At 50.0% G+C, this 17,966-nt stretch carries 22 protein-coding genes; 15 read left to right on the top strand and 7 right to left on the bottom strand.

All coding sequences use genetic code 11. The features are described from left to right. The first annotated feature begins 9 nt into the window (after positions 1-9). The 14 genes from rpsN to rplQ all read left to right on the top strand — a co-directional run bounded on the left by rpsN (position 10) and on the right by rplQ (position 7,408). Positions 10-315, top strand: a complete 306-nt coding sequence (rpsN, locus tag ACO05E_RS08565) for a 30S ribosomal protein S14 (protein WP_255858404.1) — start codon at positions 10-12, stop codon at positions 313-315. A gap of 125 nt (positions 316-440) precedes the next feature. Beyond that, positions 441-833, top strand: a complete 393-nt coding sequence (rpsH, locus tag ACO05E_RS08570) for a 30S ribosomal protein S8 (protein ID WP_255858405.1) — start codon at positions 441-443, stop codon at positions 831-833. Positions 834-845: 12 nt separating this feature from the next. Next, a complete protein-coding gene (gene rplF, locus ACO05E_RS08575) occupies positions 846-1,379 on the top strand; it encodes a 50S ribosomal protein L6 (protein WP_255858406.1) in 534 nt (177 codons plus the stop codon). Between the two features lie 10 nt (positions 1,380-1,389). Continuing rightward, positions 1,390-1,740 (top strand): 50S ribosomal protein L18, encoded by a 351-nt coding sequence (gene rplR / locus ACO05E_RS08580; protein WP_255858407.1) that lies wholly within the window; start codon positions 1,390-1,392, stop codon positions 1,738-1,740. A gap of 12 nt (positions 1,741-1,752) precedes the next feature. Further along, entirely contained in the window at positions 1,753-2,262 is a 510-nt protein-coding gene (gene rpsE, locus ACO05E_RS08585) for a 30S ribosomal protein S5 (RefSeq protein ID WP_255858408.1), read from the top strand. A gap of 5 nt (positions 2,263-2,267) precedes the next feature. Next, complete coding sequence (rpmD, locus tag ACO05E_RS08590) at positions 2,268-2,453, top strand: 50S ribosomal protein L30 (protein ID WP_068443059.1); 186 nt, start codon at positions 2,268-2,270, stop codon at positions 2,451-2,453. 1 nt (position 2,454) lies between these two features. Next, a complete protein-coding gene (gene rplO / locus ACO05E_RS08595) occupies positions 2,455-2,889 on the top strand; it encodes a 50S ribosomal protein L15 (RefSeq protein ID WP_255858409.1) in 435 nt (144 codons plus the stop codon). Next, on the top strand, positions 2,889-4,211 hold the full coding sequence (secY, locus tag ACO05E_RS08600; RefSeq protein ID WP_419812542.1) for a preprotein translocase subunit SecY: 1,323 nt from the start codon (positions 2,889-2,891) through the stop codon (positions 4,209-4,211). Before rplO ends, secY begins: the two co-directional genes overlap by 1 nt. A gap of 20 nt (positions 4,212-4,231) precedes the next feature. Next, positions 4,232-4,348 carry a 50S ribosomal protein L36 gene (gene rpmJ / locus ACO05E_RS08605; protein ID WP_419812543.1) on the top strand — a complete coding sequence of 39 codons (117 nt, stop codon included), beginning with the start codon at positions 4,232-4,234 and terminating at the stop codon, positions 4,346-4,348. A 128-nt stretch (positions 4,349-4,476) separates the two neighbouring features. Further along, positions 4,477-4,833, top strand: a complete 357-nt coding sequence (rpsM, locus tag ACO05E_RS08610) for a 30S ribosomal protein S13 (protein ID WP_255858412.1) — start codon at positions 4,477-4,479, stop codon at positions 4,831-4,833. Between the two features lie 91 nt (positions 4,834-4,924). After that, complete coding sequence (gene rpsK, locus ACO05E_RS08615; protein WP_255858413.1) at positions 4,925-5,314, top strand: 30S ribosomal protein S11; 390 nt, start codon at positions 4,925-4,927, stop codon at positions 5,312-5,314. A gap of 12 nt (positions 5,315-5,326) precedes the next feature. Beyond that, positions 5,327-5,947, top strand: a complete 621-nt coding sequence (gene rpsD / locus ACO05E_RS08620; RefSeq protein WP_255858414.1) for a 30S ribosomal protein S4 — start codon at positions 5,327-5,329, stop codon at positions 5,945-5,947. A gap of 22 nt (positions 5,948-5,969) precedes the next feature. Next, a complete protein-coding gene (locus ACO05E_RS08625; protein ID WP_255858415.1) occupies positions 5,970-6,971 on the top strand; it encodes a DNA-directed RNA polymerase subunit alpha in 1,002 nt (333 codons plus the stop codon). Positions 6,972-7,003: 32 nt separating this feature from the next. Then, a complete protein-coding gene (rplQ, locus tag ACO05E_RS08630; protein WP_068654971.1) occupies positions 7,004-7,408 on the top strand; it encodes a 50S ribosomal protein L17 in 405 nt (134 codons plus the stop codon). 112 nt (positions 7,409-7,520) lie between these two features. Here rplQ and ACO05E_RS08635 read toward each other — a convergent pair whose 3' ends face one another. The 6 genes from ACO05E_RS08635 to ACO05E_RS08660 all read right to left on the bottom strand — a co-directional run bounded on the left by ACO05E_RS08635 (position 7,521) and on the right by ACO05E_RS08660 (position 16,297). Further along, positions 7,521-8,417: an alpha/beta hydrolase gene (locus tag ACO05E_RS08635; protein ID WP_419812544.1), complete on the bottom strand. Its 897-nt coding sequence runs from the start codon at positions 8,415-8,417 to the stop codon at positions 7,521-7,523. Positions 8,418-8,719: 302 nt separating this feature from the next. Further along, positions 8,720-9,997: a TRAP transporter large permease gene (locus tag ACO05E_RS08640; RefSeq protein WP_419812545.1), complete on the bottom strand. Its 1,278-nt coding sequence runs from the start codon at positions 9,995-9,997 to the stop codon at positions 8,720-8,722. Next, on the bottom strand, positions 9,994-10,509 hold the full coding sequence (locus tag ACO05E_RS08645; protein ID WP_419812546.1) for a TRAP transporter small permease: 516 nt from the start codon (positions 10,507-10,509) through the stop codon (positions 9,994-9,996). Before ACO05E_RS08645 ends, ACO05E_RS08640 begins: the two co-directional genes overlap by 4 nt. Next, positions 10,506-11,525 (bottom strand): TRAP transporter substrate-binding protein DctP, encoded by a 1,020-nt coding sequence (gene dctP / locus ACO05E_RS08650; protein WP_419812547.1) that lies wholly within the window; start codon positions 11,523-11,525, stop codon positions 10,506-10,508. Before dctP ends, ACO05E_RS08645 begins: the two co-directional genes overlap by 4 nt. A 49-nt stretch (positions 11,526-11,574) precedes the next feature. Beyond that, a complete protein-coding gene (locus ACO05E_RS08655; RefSeq protein ID WP_419812548.1) occupies positions 11,575-12,408 on the bottom strand; it encodes a TRAP transporter TatT component family protein in 834 nt (277 codons plus the stop codon). A 169-nt stretch (positions 12,409-12,577) separates the two neighbouring features. After that, positions 12,578-16,297 carry a DUF1631 family protein gene (locus ACO05E_RS08660; RefSeq protein ID WP_419812549.1) on the bottom strand — a complete coding sequence of 1,240 codons (3,720 nt, stop codon included), beginning with the start codon at positions 16,295-16,297 and terminating at the stop codon, positions 12,578-12,580. A gap of 411 nt (positions 16,298-16,708) precedes the next feature. On the opposite strand from ACO05E_RS08660, the gene ACO05E_RS08665 reads away from it, so the two are divergent. Continuing rightward, positions 16,709-17,560: an ion channel gene (locus tag ACO05E_RS08665; protein WP_419812550.1), complete on the top strand. Its 852-nt coding sequence runs from the start codon at positions 16,709-16,711 to the stop codon at positions 17,558-17,560. A 49-nt stretch (positions 17,561-17,609) separates the two neighbouring features. Here ACO05E_RS08665 and ACO05E_RS08670 read toward each other — a convergent pair whose 3' ends face one another. Beyond that, entirely contained in the window at positions 17,610-17,957 is a 348-nt protein-coding gene (locus ACO05E_RS08670) for a TraR/DksA family transcriptional regulator (protein ID WP_419812551.1), read from the bottom strand. Between the last annotated feature and the right edge of the window lie 9 nt (positions 17,958-17,966).

The following is a 17,966-nucleotide window of genomic DNA, read 5'->3' on the forward strand; positions in this document are numbered from 1 at the left end:
GTTTGTAACATGGCAAAGATTGGCATGAAGCAGCGTGAACTGAAGCGTGAAAAGTTGGTCGCTAAGTTCGGCGCTAAGCGTGAAGAACTGAAAGCCATCATCAAAAATCCAAACTCTTCTGACGAAGAGCGTTGGACTGCACAAATGGCACTGCAAAAACTGCCGCGCGATTCTTCCGCGAGCCGTCTGCAGCGTCGTTGTCAGATGACAGGTCGTCCTCACGGTGTATACCGTAAGTTCAAACTGTCTCGCATTAAGTTGCGCGAAGAAGGCATGAAGGGTAATGTCCCTGGCCTGAAAAAAGCTAGTTGGTAAGCAATTCCCAAAAGCTGTAGAATGCGCGCCTGTTTTTTAATCTATTGCTGAATTTTTCAGCAATAGTTGATAGGTGCGCGTTCTTATCGCTGGTTGGGGCGCTGTACAACCGAGGTATATTTAAAATGAGTATGCAAGATACGTTGGCGGATATGTTCACCCGCATTCGTAATGCCCAGCAAGCTGGTCATACGAATGTGAGCATGCCGTCTTCAAAAATCAAAAAATCCGTAGCCCAGGTTCTTGAAGCCGAAGGTTACATCAGTGGTTTTTCTGTCGAAGAGTCCGTTAAACCAACGATGACTATCGACCTGAAATACTACGAAGGTAAGCCAGTTATCGAGCGTATTGAACGCGTTAGCCGTCCAGGCCTGCGTCAGTACAAAGGTGCTGCTGATTTACCAAAAGTAGAGGCAGGCTTAGGCGTTGCTATCGTTTCCACTTCTAAAGGCGTTATGACTGATCGTGCTGCTCGTGCTGCGGGCGTTGGCGGTGAAGTTATCGCGACTGTATTCTAAGGAGTATTAACGATGTCTCGCGTAGCAAAGGCTCCTGTCGCTATTCCAGCCGGTGTTGAAGTAAAACTGGCTGACGACAAAATTTCGATCAAAGGTAAGCAAGGTCAGTTAGACCTGGACGTTCACGCTGACGTGGCTATCAGCCAGGAAGAGAACGTACTGAAGTTTGCTCCTAAAGCTGGCGGCAAAGCGGCTAACGCTTTGGCTGGTACTTTCCGTGCACTGGTTAACAACATGGTTAAAGGTGTATCTGAAGGCTTTGAGAAAAAACTGATCCTGCAAGGTGTTGGTTACCGTGCGAAAGCATCTGGCAACACTCTGAATCTGTCATTAGGCTTCTCTCATCCTGTTGATTATGAGCTGCCAGAAGGCGTTAAAGCCGAAACTCCTAGCCAAACTGAAGTCGTTATCAAAGGTATCGACAAGCAGAAAGTTGGTCAGGTTGCAGCTGAAATCCGTGGCTACCGTCCACCAGAGCCTTATAAAGGTAAAGGTGTTCGTTATGCTGATGAAAATGTGCGTCGTAAAGAAGCCAAGAAAAAGTAAGGTCTAGGCCATGAATGAGAAGAAAAAAGCTCGTTTGCGCCGTGCTCAGAAAACTCGCTCACATATCCGTGAGAAGAGCGCGGTACGTCTGTGCGTTCATCGTACGCCCAGACACATCTACGCACAGATCATCTCTGCCAATGGCGCTACCGTCTTGGCTACTGCTTCTACGGTAGAAGCTGATCTGCGTAACGAAATCACTGGTAATGTTAATGCCGCTTCCAAAGTTGGTCAGCTGATCGCCGAACGTGCGAAAGAAGCTGGTGTAACTAAAGTTGCATTTGATCGTTCCGGTTTCAAATACCATGGTCGTGTTAAAGCTCTGGCTGATGCGGCTCGTGAAAACGGCCTGGAATTCTAAAGGGTAAAGATCATGGCAAATAATGAACGTGTAGAACGTAACGAAAGCGAACTGCAAGAGAAGCTGGTTCAGGTTAACCGTGTAGCCAAAGTGGTAAAAGGTGGTCGTATCTTCGCCTTCACCGCTCTGACCGTGGTTGGCGATGGCGCTGGTCGTGTAGGTTTTGGTCGTGGTAAGTCTCGTGAAGTGCCAATGGCAATTCAAAAGGCTATGGAACAAGCAAAACGCAACATGGTTTCCGTACAGTTGGACGGCAGCACTCTGCAATACCCAGTTAAAGCCCGTCACTCTGGTGCACAGGTTTACATGCAGCCTGCATCTGAAGGTACTGGTATCATCGCCGGTGGTGCGATGCGTGCGGTACTGGAAATGGTTGGTGTTAAAAACGTACTGGCTAAGTGCTATGGCTCAACTAACCCGGTGAACGTTGTTCGTGCAACTTTCAACGGTCTGGCTCAGATGAAATCACCTGAGCAGGTTGCAGCGAAGCGTGGCAAGTCTGTTGAAGAGATTCTGGGGTAATTGTTATGGCTAAGAAAACCGTAAAAGTAACCCAAACTCGCAGCACGATTGGCAAACTGCCTAAGCACCGCGAAACCATGAAAGGTTTGGGTCTGCGTCGTATTGGTCACACTGTTGAATTGGAAGATACTCCTTCTGTTCGCGGCATGATCAACCAAGTTCAATACATGGTTAAGGTCGAAGGAGAGTAATATGCGTCTCAATGAATTGAGCCCAGCTCCTGGTTCCAAGCCTGTTGCTAAGCGTGTTGGCCGTGGTATCGGCTCCGGTCTGGGTAAGACTGGTGGTCGTGGTCACAAAGGTCAGAAGTCTCGTTCTGGCGGTAAGGTAGCACCAGGTTTTGAAGGCGGTCAGATGCCTATTCACCGTCGTCTGCCTAAGTTCGGTTTCACCTCGCGTAAAGCACAATATGTTGCTGAAATTCGTCTGAACGAATTAGCGCTGGTTGAAGGCGACGTGGTAGATCTGGCTGCACTGAAAGCGGCTGACGTAATCGGCGAGAAGATCAAAGAGGCTCGTGTGATTCTGTCCGGTGAAGTGAAAAAAGCTGTAACCGTGAAAGGTTTAAAAGTCACTAAAGGCGCTAAAGCTGCTATTGAAGCGGCAGGTGGAAAGGTCGAAGACTAATGGCTAGGCAAGGCTCATTACCACAGGGTATGCAATCCGGATTAAGCGAGCTTTGGGCTCGTATCCGCTTCGTACTTCTGGCAATTGTTGTATATCGAATTGGTACCCATATCCCGGTACCTGGGATTAACCCGGATGCGCTGTCGCGTCTGTTCGAACAAAACCAGGGCACGATCCTGGAAATGTTCAACATGTTCTCCGGTGGTGCATTGGAACGCATGAGTATCCTGGCACTGGGTATCATGCCGTACATTTCGGCATCGATTATCATGCAATTGTTAACGGCAGTGAGCCCACAGCTGGAACAATTAAAGAAAGAAGGTGAGGCGGGTCGCCGTAAGATCACGCAGTACACGCGCTACGGCACGGTATTGCTGGCGACTATCCAGGCCTTTGGTGTCTCGGCCGGCTTAGCCGGTCAGGGCGTCACTTTCTCCGGTGGATTGGATTTCTACATCGCCGCTGTACCGTCATTTGTTGCCGGTGCTGTGTTCATGATGTGGTTAGGAGAGCAGGTTACCGAACGTGGTATCGGTAACGGCATCTCGATTCTGATTTTCGCCGGTATTGTTGCTGGCTTGCCAAGTGCGATTGGTCAGGCTTTTGAGTCTGCGCGCCAAGGTAACTTACATATTCTGGTATTACTGGTTATTGCGGCTCTGGCCGTGGTTGTGATCGGCTTTGTTGTGTTCGTAGAACGCGGACAGCGTCGTATCACCATCAACTACGCTAAGCGTCAGCAGGGTCGTCAGATGATGGCGGCACAATCCAGTCACTTACCGTTAAAACTGAATATGGCCGGTGTAATTCCAGCGATCTTCGCTTCCAGCTTACTGTTGTTCCCGGCCTCGCTGGGACAATGGTTCGGCCAGGGCGAAGGTATGGAATGGCTGCAGGACGTTAGCCTTGCGTTAGCGCCAAGCCAGCCACTGTACATTGTACTGTTTGCTGCCGGCATCATATTCTTCTGCTACTTCTACACCGCGTTGATGTTCAACCCGAAAGATGTAGCTGAGAACCTGAAGAAGTCAGGTGCATTTATCCCGGGTATTCGCCCTGGTATTCAGACGGCAAAATACATTGATACCGTACTGGGTCGCCTGACTCTGTTCGGATCGCTGTACATCGCTGCTGTGTGTCTGATGCCGCAATTCTTAGTAGTTGCTGCGGATGTACCTTTCTACTTCGGTGGAACCTCGCTGCTGATCGTCGTGGTTGTTGTAATGGACTTTATGGCACAAGTGCAGTCGCACCTGATGTCACACCAGTACGAATCGCTGATGAAGAAAGCAAACCTGAAGAATTTTGGCTCAGCTCGCTGAGTCGGATTTAGGAGACTGTCATGAAAGTACGTGCGTCTGTTAAGAAAATCTGCCGTGAATGCAAAGTCATTCGTCGTAACGGCAGCGTGCGAGTGATCTGCCCTGTAGATCCTAAGCACAAGCAACGTCAGGGTTAATCTTCTGACAGGTCAGGGGACTATCCTGACAAGGCGGGTGCCTTTAATATTCAGATGGCTTGATTTTTGATCAAGCCATCTGTACTATTTTGCGCCCTTTCATTAAGTAAAGTATCGGAGTTAGACATATGGCCCGTATTGCCGGTGTCAACATTCCTGACAACAAGCATGCAGTTATTTCTTTGACTTATGTTTTTGGCATTGGTCAAACAACTGCCCAGAAAATCTGTGCCGCTACAGGCATCGCTGAGAGCACCAAAATTGGTGAGCTGAGCGAAGATCAACTGGATGTTGTTCGTAACGAAGTTGCTAAGTACACGGTAGAAGGTGATCTTCGTCGTGAAGTACAAATGAACATCAAACGTTTGATGGACATGGGTTGCTTCCGCGGTATTCGCCACCGTCGTAGCCTGCCACTTCGCGGTCAGCGTACTAAAACGAACGCACGTACCCGTAAGGGTCCGCGTAAGCCGATCCGTAAGTAATTAACAGTTTGTTAATTCATTTACGAATCGGACTTTTAGTGTAGCTGCATTCGACTTGTTGCAGTGTTGATATTAAAAGCAGGATTTAAAAATGGCTAAGCCAAATAGATCAACTAAGAAAAAAGTTAAAAAGACGGTCGTCGATGGCATTGCGCACATCCACGCCTCTTTTAACAATACCATCGTGACCATTACTGATCGCCAAGGTAACGCTCTGTCATGGGCAACCGCCGGTGGTTCTGGTTTCCGTGGTTCTCGTAAGAGCACTCCTTTCGCAGCTCAGGTAGCTGCAGAGCGCGCTGGCGAAGCAGCCAAAGAGTATGGTCTGAAGAATCTGGACGTAGAGGTTAAAGGCCCGGGTCCAGGTCGTGAATCAGCAGTTCGTGCTCTGAACGCATGTGGTTATAAGATCAGCAACATCACTGATGTAACGCCGATCCCACATAACGGTTGTCGTCCACCTAAGAAGCGTCGCGTATAAGGAGGCAGAAATATGGCACGTTATATTGGTCCTAAGTGTAAACTGTCTCGTCGTGAAGGAACTGACCTGTTCCTGAAGAGCGGCGTACGTCCACTGGACTCTAAATGTAAAGCAGAAACCAAACCAGGTGTACATGGTGCTGGTCGCGGTCGTCTGTCAGACTATGGTCTGCAGCTGCGTGAAAAGCAAAAAGTACGTCGTCTGTATGGTGTTCTGGAAAAACAATTCCGTGGCTACTACAAAGAAGCAGCTCGTCGTAAAGGCGCAACCGGTGAAAACCTGCTGCAACTGCTTGAGTCACGTCTGGACAACGTTGTTTACCGCATGGGCTTCGGCTCAACTCGCGCGGAAGCACGTCAATTAGTTTCTCACAAAGCTATCATCGTTAACGGCAAGTCTGTCAACGTTGCTTCTTACCAGGTTAAGTCTGGTGATGTAGTTGCAGTACGTGAGAAGTCTAAGTCACAGGATCGTATTAAAACTGCGCTTGAGTTAGCAGGCAACCGTGCCGATTGTGGCTGGATTGATGTTAACGCTGGCAAGATGGAAGGGACTTTCAAAGCAGTTCCTGAGCGCGCTGATCTCCCAGCAGAGATCAACGAAAACCTGATCGTGGAACTTTACTCTAAATAATAGAGGAACTTAAGGGGCAGCTATGCAGCGTGCAGTTAATGAGTTTTTAACTCCTCGTCATATCCAAGTTGACGAAGTAAACACTACCCATGCCAAGGTTACTCTGGAGCCACTGGAACGTGGTTTCGGTCATACTTTGGGCAGCGCATTACGTCGTATCCTGCTGTCGTCCATGCCGGGCGCAGCAATCGTTGAATGCGAAATTGATGGCGTACTGCATGAGTACAGCGCAATTGAAGGTGTGCAGGAAGACGTAATCGAAGTCCTGCTGAATCTGAAAGGCGTTGCAGTCAAATTGCACGAACGCGACGAAGCGACTCTGAGCTTAAGCAAAATGGGTCCTGGCGCAGTCACTGCTGCCGATATTCAACTGGATCACGGTGTTGAAATTGCAAACCCAGATCATGTTATCGCTCACCTGGGCGAAGGCACTGAACTGAAAATGACCCTGAAGGTAGCTTCTGGTCGTGGTTACGAAACTGTTGAAGCTCGTAATCAAAACGATGAAGAAACCAAGGCGATTGGTAAACTGCAATTAGACGCAACGTTCAGCCCGGTTAAACGTGTTTCTTACAGCGTGGATTCTGCGCGTGTAGAACAACGTACTGACCTGGATAAGTTGGTTATCGATTTAGAAACCAACGGAACTATTGATCCGGAAGAAGCGATCCGTCGTTCTGCGACCATCTTGCAACAGCAATTAGCCATCTTCGTGAATCTGGAAAACGAAGAAGTTGTTGAACAGCAACGCGAAGAAGAAGAGATTGACCCGATCCTGCTGCGTCCAGTAGATGATCTGGAGTTAACTGTTCGTTCGGCTAACTGTCTGAAAGCAGAAAACATTTACTACATCGGTGATCTGATCCAGCGTACTGAAGTAGAGCTGTTGAAGACTCCAAACTTAGGTAAGAAGTCTCTGACTGAAATCAAAGACGTTCTGGCTTCCCGTGGTCTGTCGTTGGGTATGCACTTAGAGAACTGGCCACCAGCTTCTCTGCGTAACGACGATAAGGTTTTAGCGTAAGCTTTAACGTTCAGTTAGTAAGGAATTAAACCATGCGTCATCGTAAAAGTGGTCGTCACTTCAATCGTACAAGCGCACACCGTCAAGCCATGTTCAAAAACATGGCGGTGAGCTTGTTCGAGCATGAAATCATCAAGACTACTCTGCCAAAGGCAAAAGAGCTGCGTCGTGTAGCTGAGCCACTGATTACTCTTGCAAAAGAAGATTCAGTTGCTAACCGCCGTCTGGCCTTTGCTCGTACTCGTAGCAAAGAAGCAGTAGGTAAACTGTTCACTGATCTGGGTCCGCGTTACCAAGACCGTCCAGGTGGTTACATTCGTATTATGAAATGTGGCTTCCGTGCGGGTGATAATGCACCTATGGCTTATGTTGAGCTTGTTGATCGTCCGGTTGTTGAAGCCGACGTTGAAGAAGTTCAGGAAGAAGCTGGCGAATAAGATTCGCGGTTCAGCCGAACAGAAAAAACCCGTGTTCTGAAAAGAATACGGGTTTTTTTATGCCTGTTGTTTATCGCTTTTTCTCTCAGCTGCCCGATGGTGGCCGTTTGAGTTATGCCGCCGATGTTTTTATCTGGCGCAGAAAACTGGCAACGTCTTCTAAGGCTTGTCTGGATTCCGGCATATAACCGGCATGCGCCTGAAAGACATGCCACATCTCCGGGTATTCACGCAAAGACACCTTCACCTGCGCCTGTTGCATTTGCTCGTACAAACGGGTGCTGTCGCTATAAAGAATCTCTTCACTACCGACCTGAATCAGTGTGGCGGGAAAGTCACGGAAATCGGCATGTAACGGTGAGATCAGTGGGTTACTAACCGCTTCTTCACCAATATAAGCCGGCACCATAGCTTGTATCCATTCTGGCGATAACAGCTTTTCACGCGTTGTCCGGGTTTGAAAACTGTCGCCCTGACAAGCCAGATCAGTCCACGGAGAGAACAGCACCAAAGCGTTTGGCTCAGGCAGTTGTTGCTCGCGGATTTGTTGCATCAGTGCCAGCGTTAAGCCGCCACCTGCTGAATCACCGGCAATACACACCGGACCTTGTTCGATCAACGCCTTATACGCGGCTAGTGCGTCGTTTAAACCGGCCGGAAACGGATGCTCAGGGGCCAGACGGTAATCAATCAGGTTGGTCGTCATGCCGGTAGCCTTTGCAAGCCGGGCCGCCAGATCCGCGTGGCTTTGTAAGGAGCCGGAGACATAACCGCCACCGTGCAGATACAGCAGTTGTTTGTCAGACGCTGATGCCGTTGGTGTCAGGCGCCAGGTACGCAGCCCAGCGAGCGTGATGGACTGCTTTTTAACGCCCATTGGCAGTGGCGCAAACTTCTGAATAAAGTCGAGGCGCTGGCGTTGTTTCTGAATCGGGACATCGGGCTGAAAAATAGGTTGTACCATGCGTTTAACCAGCACACCGCTGATTTTGGCCATCAGGCTTGCCATGGGAGTCTCCGTTTTTATTGTTTGTTATTGGTATAAAAAAAACGGCTAACAGGGTAACCCGTTAGCCGTTGGAGAGAAAGTCTACTCATCCCTGAGAAGAGGATCATGAACATGGTTGCTGCCCCGCCTAAAAGGCTGCGACCACGAGAAATACTATAGCCAATGTCACCGTCAGATTGGGCAAGCGCTCGTCAGGATGAGAAAGTCGCAGTAAAGAAATGTCTCGGATTAATAGGGCTATAACGAACAGATTGTTCCCCGCCGCAGTATGGGGAACTGCGGCGGGTTTTTGAAACACGGATTCAGAGCAACGCCAGGCTCAGCTCCGGTACATAAGTAATAATCAGCACCGTAATCAGCAGAATAAAGAAGAACGGCAGCGTGGCGCGATACAGCGTCATCACCGGCTGATTAAAGCGGAAGCTGGCAATAAACAGGTTCATACCCACCGGCGGGGTAAAGTAACCCAACTGCATATTGGCTAAGAACAGAATACCCAGGTGAATCGGATGAATACCGTACTCCACCGCAATCGGCAGAATGATCGGAATCATAATCACAATGGCGGAGAAGATATCCAGCATCATACCCAATACCAACAGGAACAGGGTTAACAGCAGCAGGAAGGTAAAACCATCACTGACGTGTTGCTGAATAAAATCAAAAATCTGCTCCGGAATACCAGCATCAATCATATAGTTGGTCGACGCCAGCGACACGGCGAGAATCAGTAGAATAGCGCCGACCAGTTTCATCGAATCACGCATGACGCCGGGCAGTTTATCAAAACTGATTTCACGGCGGATCAATACGGTTACCACTAATACGTAAAACGCAGTGATCGCTGCTGCTTCCGATACGGCAAAAAAACCGGAATAAATACCGCCGAGCACCACGATTGGTAAGGGAATTTCCCAGGCGGTGTCTTTAAGTGCCGCCCAGGCTTCAGCCTTATCAAAGGTATGATCAGTTTTGTGATGTTCGCGTGGCTGCAGAGCTGCATAAATGGAGAGCGCCAGCAACATCAGGCCACCGGGGAGTAAACCCGCGAGGAACAAATCATCAATGCTGACCGGAGTATCCAGTGCCATTTGTTGTGCTACTACGCCGTATAAGATCAGTGGTAACGACGGTGCAAACAACAAACCTAAGCTACCGGAGGTGGTAACCAGACCTAGATTAAATTGTTGGCGATACCCGGCTTTCTGTAAGGCCGGTACCAGTAATGCACCCAACGCAACAATGGTGACGCCCGATGCGCCGGTAAAGGCGGTGAATAAAGCACAGGCGACCAGCGCAACAATGGCCAGGCCACCGGGCATCCAACCCAGGAAAGCGTCGGTAATACGCACCAGACGTTGTGGCGCTTTGCTCTCACCCAGCAAATAACCGGCAAAGGTAAAGAGCGGAATGGCAATCAGCACTGGCATTTCAGCGACACGGTAAATCTCAACCGCCATCACCTGTAAATCGACATCGGTTTGATAAAAGCCCCATAACGCAGAGGCCGCAATCACGGTAAATAAAGGCGCACCGGCCAACGCCAGCAATAACAGAATCAGAGGAACCAGAATACTCATGCAGAGGCCTCCGCAGAGCGAGCTTCCGCACTCTCATCGTCGACACCGTGCACAGCGGCTATCACACTCTGAATCACAAAGCGTAATGCCATCAGGCTGAAACTGAGGGGAATAACAAGTTGCAGTGGCCAGGCGGGCACACGGGCAAAAGCAATATCGTCGTACTCCAGCGAGCCAGCGACAAACTCTTTGCTATGCCAGCCAATCACTCCACAAACAACGGCGGCAAACAGCGAGGTCAGCACGGCGCAAATCCGTTTTACCTGGGCACCTGCCAAACGATTAATAATATCAATGGCGATATGTTCGCGGGTGCGGGTTGCTAACAGCGCACCTAACAAGCCCAACCACAGCACCATGACCCGCAACAGCGGCGGAATCCAGACAATACCGCCACCAAACGCAGAGCGGGCAATGATATCGACCCCGGCCAGAATGATCATGCTCAGCAGCAGCAGAATCAGCAGGGCGTCTTCTGCCTTATGGACCCAATGCAACAGCCGTTTGATCATTCGGCAGCCGCTGTTTGTGCTGGATTCTGTTGATTACGGTAGTTCTCCAGCGTTTGCTGCAAGCGGGCGAAGACATCGGCCGGATATACATCTTTGGCTTTCAGTTCGGTCAGTGCTTTATTCGCCAGCTCCTGCCACAGTGCTTTATCGGCATCCGACAGTTCCACAAAGGTCATGCCGTTTTGCTCCAATGCTTTGCGGGCGCCAATTTCGTCTTTCTCGTTTTGAGCGTCCATTGCCTTAAAGGTATCCGCCATGGTCTGACGCACAATAGCCTGATCTGCTGCGCTCAGCTTTTTGAAGGCGCGCTCGTCAACCACCATCATGCCAAACAGGAATACCAGCGGGAAATCGGTGGCGTAGTCCAGCTTGGTGTGCCACTGCATGGCAATCGCGCCGGTTGGGTTAGAGGCGATGGTATCAATCAGACCGGTTTGCAGACTGGTGTAAACATCGGATACCGGCAGGGAAATAGGTTCAACATCACCGGTTTCAAAGGTGGTTTGGCTGATGATATCGCCTTCTGGTACCCAGACTTTCTTAGTACGTACGTCATCAGAGGTTTTTAACGGTTTGTCAGACATCAGATAAGCAAAGCCACCTTCTGACAGACCCAGCATCACATAACCTTTATCGGCCAGTGCCTGCTCAATAACCGGGTCAAACTCGGCCCGTACGGCACGTACTTCATCGAGATTACGGAAGGTGAACGGCAGATTATACAGCAGTGCGGCATTGGTGATGTGCGCCATGGCACCGGTTGATACGGCGCCACCTTGCAACTGACGGATACGCATTTTGCGCAGCACACTTTTGTCACTGCCCTGTACGCCACCCGGGAAGTATTTCACTTTTACCCGGCCATCGGTTTGCTTTTTAATGTCTTTGGCAGCCTGGCGCATCAGCTTCATCCAGTTGGTGCCATCCGGTGCGAGGGTCGCAATTTTCAGAGTGGCAGCATTCACAAGTGGACTGCCAAGCATCAGTGCCAGTAATAAACCAGTGATGTATTTCATGTATGTTCTCTCAAAGCGTATTCAATTCGTTGGGCGCAAGCTGTGAGGCTTATTCAAAATAGTCCGCGGACTCCGCCAGCAACAGGGCTGCCTGACGTTGCGCTAAGGTGTTGATCAGGGTCAGACCTTCCATCGCCGGATCAGCATCCAGCGTTTCCTGAAGCAGGCGGTCGTGTAACTTCTGATCAAATAATAGACGAGCGTATTGTTTAGCAAATAAAACTTTGGCCATCAGGTGACGGTCATGGGTATGTGACAATGCCTGTTCGAAGTAGTTGCGACCAACTTCTGGTTTGCCACCCAGTGACGGTGGTAGCTGAGTTTCCAGCACACCGAGATACACCTGCACGGTGGCATTGTCGTAGAAAGGTTCGTACTGAGTAACCCACAGCATCATGGCTTTGACTTTGCCAACCTGAGCAATGGCGTTCCAGTCATCTGTGTTGGCCTGAATCCAGCCCGCCCAGGCCGAAGCAAAGGCATACACCACGTCGACATCATCTTCGTCAAAATCGCTATTAAGCAGGGCAACCAACTCATCCAGCTGGCCCTCGGTGGCGGCACACAGTTCTTCATTGTGTTCACACAGGGCACGGCGGGCGTAATCCATGGCTTTGTTGGCCATCTGTTTCGCTTGAGTTTCATCTTCAGCAAATACGCTGGCATAAGCGCCGTAGAGGCGTGAACCAGCCAGCAGGAAGGATTCATCCTCCGGATAGGTCAGGATCAGGGCATCCAGCAGCAACAGATAAGCCGGAGCACCAGCCGCAACAATGGCGGGGTCTTCCTGGTTCATCATTGAGCGGGACAGATTATTGGGCAGATTGCTGACCGAACAGGCGCTTAACAGGGTTAATAATGTGAGGCTGAGTAACAGTTTCATAGTGCTGGATGCCGTTATGGCTCATCAATGGCTGAATAACAGAGCGCGGATTGTACACTGCCTCAGGCAGAATGGTTATGCTCATTCGTTTGAAACTGTGGGTAAGTGCGCGAGGCAACACAGTGTTGCCTCGGCTCAACAGCAGCTCAAGTTGCTGTACAGGTGTGAACTATAAGCTGGCGGCAAGATCAGGCAGGGCGGTTAACTCATCCGAACTGGCGACAGCGTAGTCGATGCCAATGCTCTTCAGGATGTCCCACACATTGCTGTTACTGGAGTATTCCGCGATGGTTTTCTTGGCCATAAAGTGAGTGATGTCCTGAATGGATTTCACCAGCGCGTAATCCGCTGAACTGGAGTGCAGATTGTCGATAAAGCTATGATCAATCTTGATGTAATCCACCGGCAGGCTTTTCAGGTACTCGAACGACGACTGGCCGGTACCAAAATCTGACAATACAAACTGACAGCCAAGGCTGCGCATCTCGTGCATAAAGTCGGCTGCGTCATCAAGATCTTTGATGGCGGATGTTTCATTCAGCTCAAAGCAGATCTTATCAACCGGAATATCTTTCACCCGCGCTTGTTCAAAGATGTACGTCAGCAGCGCTTCGTCATTAATGGCATGGCCGGATAAACGCAGAATAAAGCGATCGACTTCGTCTGCTTTATCACGGTGTGCCGACAACCACTGAACCACCTGTTCCAGCATCCAGCGATCCAGCATGTACATGCGATTGTAATTCTCGGCAGCCTGCAGGTACTCCATCGGTGGAATATGCTCGCCGTTTTCATCTTTGATGCTGACCAGAATTTCGTACTGTGTTTCATTCTGATGGCGCTCCTGAATGCCTTTAATGGGCACACACAACACCTTCAGCTGGTTGTTGGTCAGAGCCTGATTGAGTTTATTGCCCCAGGCCATAAATTCGTCCTGGCGCTGCTGGGAAGCATCATCAAACTGGTAACGGATAACGCGGCTGCCACCTTTTTCTTTGGCGACCAGGCAAGCGGCTTCGGCTTGTTCAATCAGATCAGCGGCATTCACCTGATCGTTGTTCATTTCTGCCAGACCAACACTGATATGAATGCGGAATTTCTGATCGTCGCTGTCGATATCAAACTCTTCCACCCGCTGTTTCAGATCGCGGATAATGGCTTCTGCCTGTTCAATATCAGTGCGTCGCAGCAGCATGGCAAACTCGTTACTGCCAAGGCGGGCACAAAGGGTGTCGTTATCCTGATCATCAAGAATGGTTGCCAGACTTTGCAGACAGGCATCGCCACCTTCCATACCATAGTTTTTATTGATGAGCTTGAACTGATCAATATCAATCATACAGAGTGTTGCTGCCGCTGAGCTGCGGGCATTTTGTTCAAACACTTCCTGCAGTTGATGCACAAAGTGCTGACGGTTCGATAAGCCGGTTAATGAATCAATATTGGCTTGTTCGGACAGGTCGCGGTAAATCTGTTGCACCAGTTTATCAACGCTCTGATCAACGGCGGATTCTTCCTGCTCGTACAGGCGTTTGACCTGATTCTGGTCGAAGGCGATGGCCAGCTCTGCCAGCGTGAAGTCGATGACCTTCATACCACTGTGATTCACGCAGGCAAACTTGGAGTAGTCCGGAGCGATCCAGACGATCGAAACCGCCTGATCCTGACGGGTCAGTAATAACCAGTCGCCCACTTGTAGGTTCTGAGCTTTGCGGGTGCCACGGCCTTCCGGTACTTCTTCTTCCTGTTCCGCCACAAAGGTTGGCAGATCAATGGTTTCACGCACCTGACCCTGGCTCAGATGTTCGGTGGCCGCTGACAGAATGTCATCATGCCATTTCTGATGCTGCGGCAGGCTGCCGTTCAGTTGGTCGAGTTCGTTTCGGGCCAGCTCCATCATTGGGCTAAAGCGGCCTAATAACTCTTCCCGGCCAGCGTTTTTAGCGGCAAACAGCGATAAGGTCTGACGATACAGTTTCACCGCGCCGGTAAAACGTTTGCTGTCGGCCCCTTCACGCAGCAACAGCAGGCTGAGTAATTGTTTCCAGCCATCGTTCAGCCACTCAACCACGCAGTTGGGTAGGGTGCGGCCGGAACTGTCTTTACCAATCAGATGCTCGATCTTTTGCCGTGCCTGTTGCAGCTGGTGTTCACCTTCGGCGGCCTGGGCTACCCGGTCGGCATTCTGTTTGGCTTTGCGTTCGGCGTTGGAAACCAGACCCTGCAGACTTTCCAGCAGCTCATCCAGAGAGCTTTCATCGCCTTCCAGATTGGCAGCCAGTGGCTCAATCAGTTTGTTTAATTTATCACTCAGGCGAGCTTCACCATTGGTGGTCAGCTTGCCTAATTTCGCCAGTTGGTTCAGAACCAAACGGCCTGGGTGTTCCGGGTTAAACAGCAGACTGGCGTCTTTCATCATCAGGCGTAATAACGGCCAGCCCAGTCGTTCGATATGGGGTTTAACGAAGTCAGCTACCTGTTCGTTAGCAATCAGGTTCTGAGTGACCTGCTCAATGGTTTCAATCGCATCACGGGAGTCTGGCGGCAGGCTGTTTTCTTTTTCAGCCAGTGCTTGCTCAACCTGCTCGCGGATGTTGGCTGGCATGTTGTCTTCCCGGGTCGCCAGATCCGACAGCACATTCTCGATGGTTTGTGGTGCCGCAACGGGCAGAGCAACCGCTTCGGCCTGTTGCAGTTGTTCAAACCGTTGATAACGCAATTGCAGTAATGACTGAATATTGGAATAGGCCTGGCGAGCTTCCTGCTGATGGCGCTGAAAATTCTGCAGCGAGTTGGCCGATTGAGCATTAACGGCCATCGGTTGTGGCGGCTCGTTGGCCGCTTGTGCCATCAGGTTGTTGTCCGTCTCGGGTGCCGGTGCAGAAGAGTTCAGCTGCACCACCGGAGAAGGAGGATTGGGATTACTGCGACGGCGATAACGCATCGACATCGGGATATCAATTTGCTTGGAAATTTCCTGGTAACAGCTTTGCAGCCCCTGAAATGCGGCCTGTTCAAAGGTATCAAATGCCAGAGCACGTGCTTCCTGCGGCAGTTGCAGTTTTTCTAAGGCGTCACGAAAGGCATCGGTGACGGTATTGGGGCCAATCGGATTAAAACAGTCTTCGGTTTTGGCATCCGATAACGTATCCAGCAGTTGTCGTACTTCAAAGCTGACATGACTCAGGCGAGATTGCAGGTGTGAGGCGGTTACCTTGGCTAACAGCCATTCTTCAAAATCATCCTGCTGCACCAGTGATAAATGACCACTGCTTTGTGTCTGGTTTTGTTGTTCCCGGTTTTCCCGTGGCTGACCCGCCAACCAGCGCTCCATCTGTTGTTGCAGCACTTGTTTGAAGACCTGCAAAAACTCCGGTGCATGCTGTTTGGCCTGTTTTTCTAACTTAAGCCACGACTGTTGTTCGGTGGTGTTACGGGCCATATTGGCCTGATCGAAGGTGCTTTCCAGAAAGGTGGGTAGCCAGCTTTTCGGCAAACGATCAATGGTATTGCCGGCAATCGTCTGGAACACCTGTTGCAGCTGACTGCGTTTATCGCTGCTTAGCCCACCCTGGGCTTTATGAGATTGGTTAAACTCCTGCAGGCGCAGAAAGATTTTATCGTCGGGTTGATGAAATTTAACCCCGACTTCCTTGCTCTCCTGATGCATCCACAGCACTTTAACTTCCAGCAATTCACTCTCAAGCTGAAGTTTCAGCTGTAGCGGCTGTTGTTTGTTCACATCGGTGGAGCCATGGGGCCATGCCAGTTTCATCCCAGTGTGTGAATAATCCGTGACCGTGCAGTCATGCCAGGACTGATCAGTCAGTTGCAGCTGGGCAACAAATTCACTGTTAAAACGGGGATGTTCACGGTGTTCGGCAGTCATAATCATTCCATTCTGATCACGGGGGAGGGAATTACCTCATACCTGACCTTGAGTATAGAAAAGCGGTGTTAATGTGCTTCTTTTAAAGGTCACCGGTGCCCGGTTAGTCCTGTAGTTTTTTAAAGAGGCTCGAAAAAGCGCACTTTACGGTAACTAATAAGTTGTTTGTTATTAAAACAACGTAAAATATAAAGGCTATTTATATTCTATTTTACTGTATTCCAAACTGGCTATAACAGATGTCCCGTTTTTTACAAAGAGACGGTTATTTGGGATATGTATTAAGTAGTATGTAATGACGTTATCAGTCTATATCTAAAGCCATGACTTTGCCGGTTTTGCTTCCCCTGTTTTTTTCAGGGGTATTCACTATTATTAGCGCTATCTATCAAACATTGTGCAGAGCATCGTATGGCATCGCCACTTCCCAATATTATTGGCCTGTCCGGGGTCGGCCCCTATGAGAATTCACGTGCGATCAAACTCGGTCGTGCTTTTGAATGGCCCATGATTATTGTGGCGATGTGGATTGTTTTTGAGTGGTACCTGCAATCCAAAGCCGAGCGGCCAATTGCTGTTACGGCCTTTACCGACTGGTTTATCTGGGGCTTTTTCCTGCTGGAGACGCTGGTATTAACCCTGGTGGTGGATAATAAAAAACGCTACCTCATTAATAACTGGGCCAATATTGTCATCATTGTCGCGGGATTACCGATCGTCTGGGAAACCCTGCCAAATGCCGGTGGGCTGAGGGTATTACGGCTGCTGGCTATTTTTATTGTGCTGGTGAATACCTCGGGCACGTTCCGCAAAATTATGGCGCGTAACCATCTGGGGCCAACTCTGGCGGTCAGCTTTGTCATCATGGTATTGGCCGGCACTATGATGGCGGCAATTGATCCGAATGTAGAAACCCCGCTGGATGGCATCTGGTGGGCCTGGGTGACGGTCACGACCGTGGGCTACGGCGATATTGTGCCGGGCAGCACCGCCGGGCGTTTCTTTGGTTCGTTTCTGATTCTGATGGGGATTGGTTTGTTCGCCATGTTAACGGCCAGCTTTTCGTCATTTTTTATGCAGCAGGACGAAAAAGACGCCATTCGAGAGGAAAAAAACAACACCCGGCGTCTGGCTGAGATGGCAGATCGGATTGAGTTGATGGAGACCAAGCTGGATCGTTTATTAGCGCTCTCTGAAGCGGCGCAGCAACAGAATTCCTCTGCGTCATCAGCAGTAAAGAAAACCGATGCAGGCGGTGACTAAACCGCCTGTTTCTTAATTTCAGGGATGTTTACCAGCTCTGTGCGTGAGGTCAGCCATGCTGCTCCTGCTCTTGTTGTTCGGCACAGCGAATACACAGTTCGGCATAAGGAACCGCGGCTAAGCGCAGTTCATCAATCGCGTCGCCACATTCGTGGCACTCGCCGTACTCGCCCTGTTCCAGACGTTGTAAGGCTTTATCGATCAACTCAACTTCATGGCGGGCTTCTTCGCCAATGGCGCTGAGCACATCGTCATTTTCACGTTCGACTGCCTGTTCAGCAAAATCCGCTGACAAAGGCTCATCCCGATGGCTGGCATCCCGTTCGACCTTTTCGGCACGTTTCAGCAGTAATTGTTTACGCTCGGCGAGTTCGTGTTGAATGGCTTCTTTGTTCATCGCAATGTC

The organism is Bacterioplanoides sp. (assembly GCF_965226395.1).
Lineage (GTDB): Bacteria > Pseudomonadota > Gammaproteobacteria > Pseudomonadales > Oceanobacteraceae > Bacterioplanoides.

Bases quoted from the DNA above. Each gene is read 5' to 3' on its own strand.
- rpsN (WP_255858404.1), top strand. From the start codon at position 10: ATGGCAAAGATTGGCATGAAGCAGCGTGAACTGAAGCGTGAAAAGTTG.
- rpsH (WP_255858405.1), top strand. From the start codon at position 441: ATGAGTATGCAAGATACGTTGGCGGATATGTTCACCCGCATTCGTAAT.
- rplF (WP_255858406.1), top strand. From the start codon at position 846: ATGTCTCGCGTAGCAAAGGCTCCTGTCGCTATTCCAGCCGGTGTTGAA.
- rplR (WP_255858407.1), top strand. From the start codon at position 1,390: ATGAATGAGAAGAAAAAAGCTCGTTTGCGCCGTGCTCAGAAAACTCGC.
- rpsE (WP_255858408.1), top strand. From the start codon at position 1,753: ATGGCAAATAATGAACGTGTAGAACGTAACGAAAGCGAACTGCAAGAG.
- rpmD (WP_068443059.1), top strand. From the start codon at position 2,268: ATGGCTAAGAAAACCGTAAAAGTAACCCAAACTCGCAGCACGATTGGC.
- rplO (WP_255858409.1), top strand. From the start codon at position 2,455: ATGCGTCTCAATGAATTGAGCCCAGCTCCTGGTTCCAAGCCTGTTGCT.
- secY (WP_419812542.1), top strand. From the start codon at position 2,889: ATGGCTAGGCAAGGCTCATTACCACAGGGTATGCAATCCGGATTAAGC.
- rpmJ (WP_419812543.1), top strand. From the start codon at position 4,232: ATGAAAGTACGTGCGTCTGTTAAGAAAATCTGCCGTGAATGCAAAGTC.
- rpsM (WP_255858412.1), top strand. From the start codon at position 4,477: ATGGCCCGTATTGCCGGTGTCAACATTCCTGACAACAAGCATGCAGTT.
- rpsK (WP_255858413.1), top strand. From the start codon at position 4,925: ATGGCTAAGCCAAATAGATCAACTAAGAAAAAAGTTAAAAAGACGGTC.
- rpsD (WP_255858414.1), top strand. From the start codon at position 5,327: ATGGCACGTTATATTGGTCCTAAGTGTAAACTGTCTCGTCGTGAAGGA.
- ACO05E_RS08625 (WP_255858415.1), top strand. From the start codon at position 5,970: ATGCAGCGTGCAGTTAATGAGTTTTTAACTCCTCGTCATATCCAAGTT.
- rplQ (WP_068654971.1), top strand. From the start codon at position 7,004: ATGCGTCATCGTAAAAGTGGTCGTCACTTCAATCGTACAAGCGCACAC.
- ACO05E_RS08635 (WP_419812544.1), bottom strand. From the start codon at position 8,417: ATGGCAAGCCTGATGGCCAAAATCAGCGGTGTGCTGGTTAAACGCATG.
- ACO05E_RS08640 (WP_419812545.1), bottom strand. From the start codon at position 9,997: ATGAGTATTCTGGTTCCTCTGATTCTGTTATTGCTGGCGTTGGCCGGT.
- ACO05E_RS08645 (WP_419812546.1), bottom strand. From the start codon at position 10,509: ATGATCAAACGGCTGTTGCATTGGGTCCATAAGGCAGAAGACGCCCTG.
- dctP (WP_419812547.1), bottom strand. From the start codon at position 11,525: ATGAAATACATCACTGGTTTATTACTGGCACTGATGCTTGGCAGTCCA.
- ACO05E_RS08655 (WP_419812548.1), bottom strand. From the start codon at position 12,408: ATGAAACTGTTACTCAGCCTCACATTATTAACCCTGTTAAGCGCCTGT.
- ACO05E_RS08660 (WP_419812549.1), bottom strand. From the start codon at position 16,297: ATGACTGCCGAACACCGTGAACATCCCCGTTTTAACAGTGAATTTGTT.
- ACO05E_RS08665 (WP_419812550.1), top strand. From the start codon at position 16,709: ATGGCATCGCCACTTCCCAATATTATTGGCCTGTCCGGGGTCGGCCCC.
- ACO05E_RS08670 (WP_419812551.1), bottom strand. From the start codon at position 17,957: ATGAACAAAGAAGCCATTCAACACGAACTCGCCGAGCGTAAACAATTA.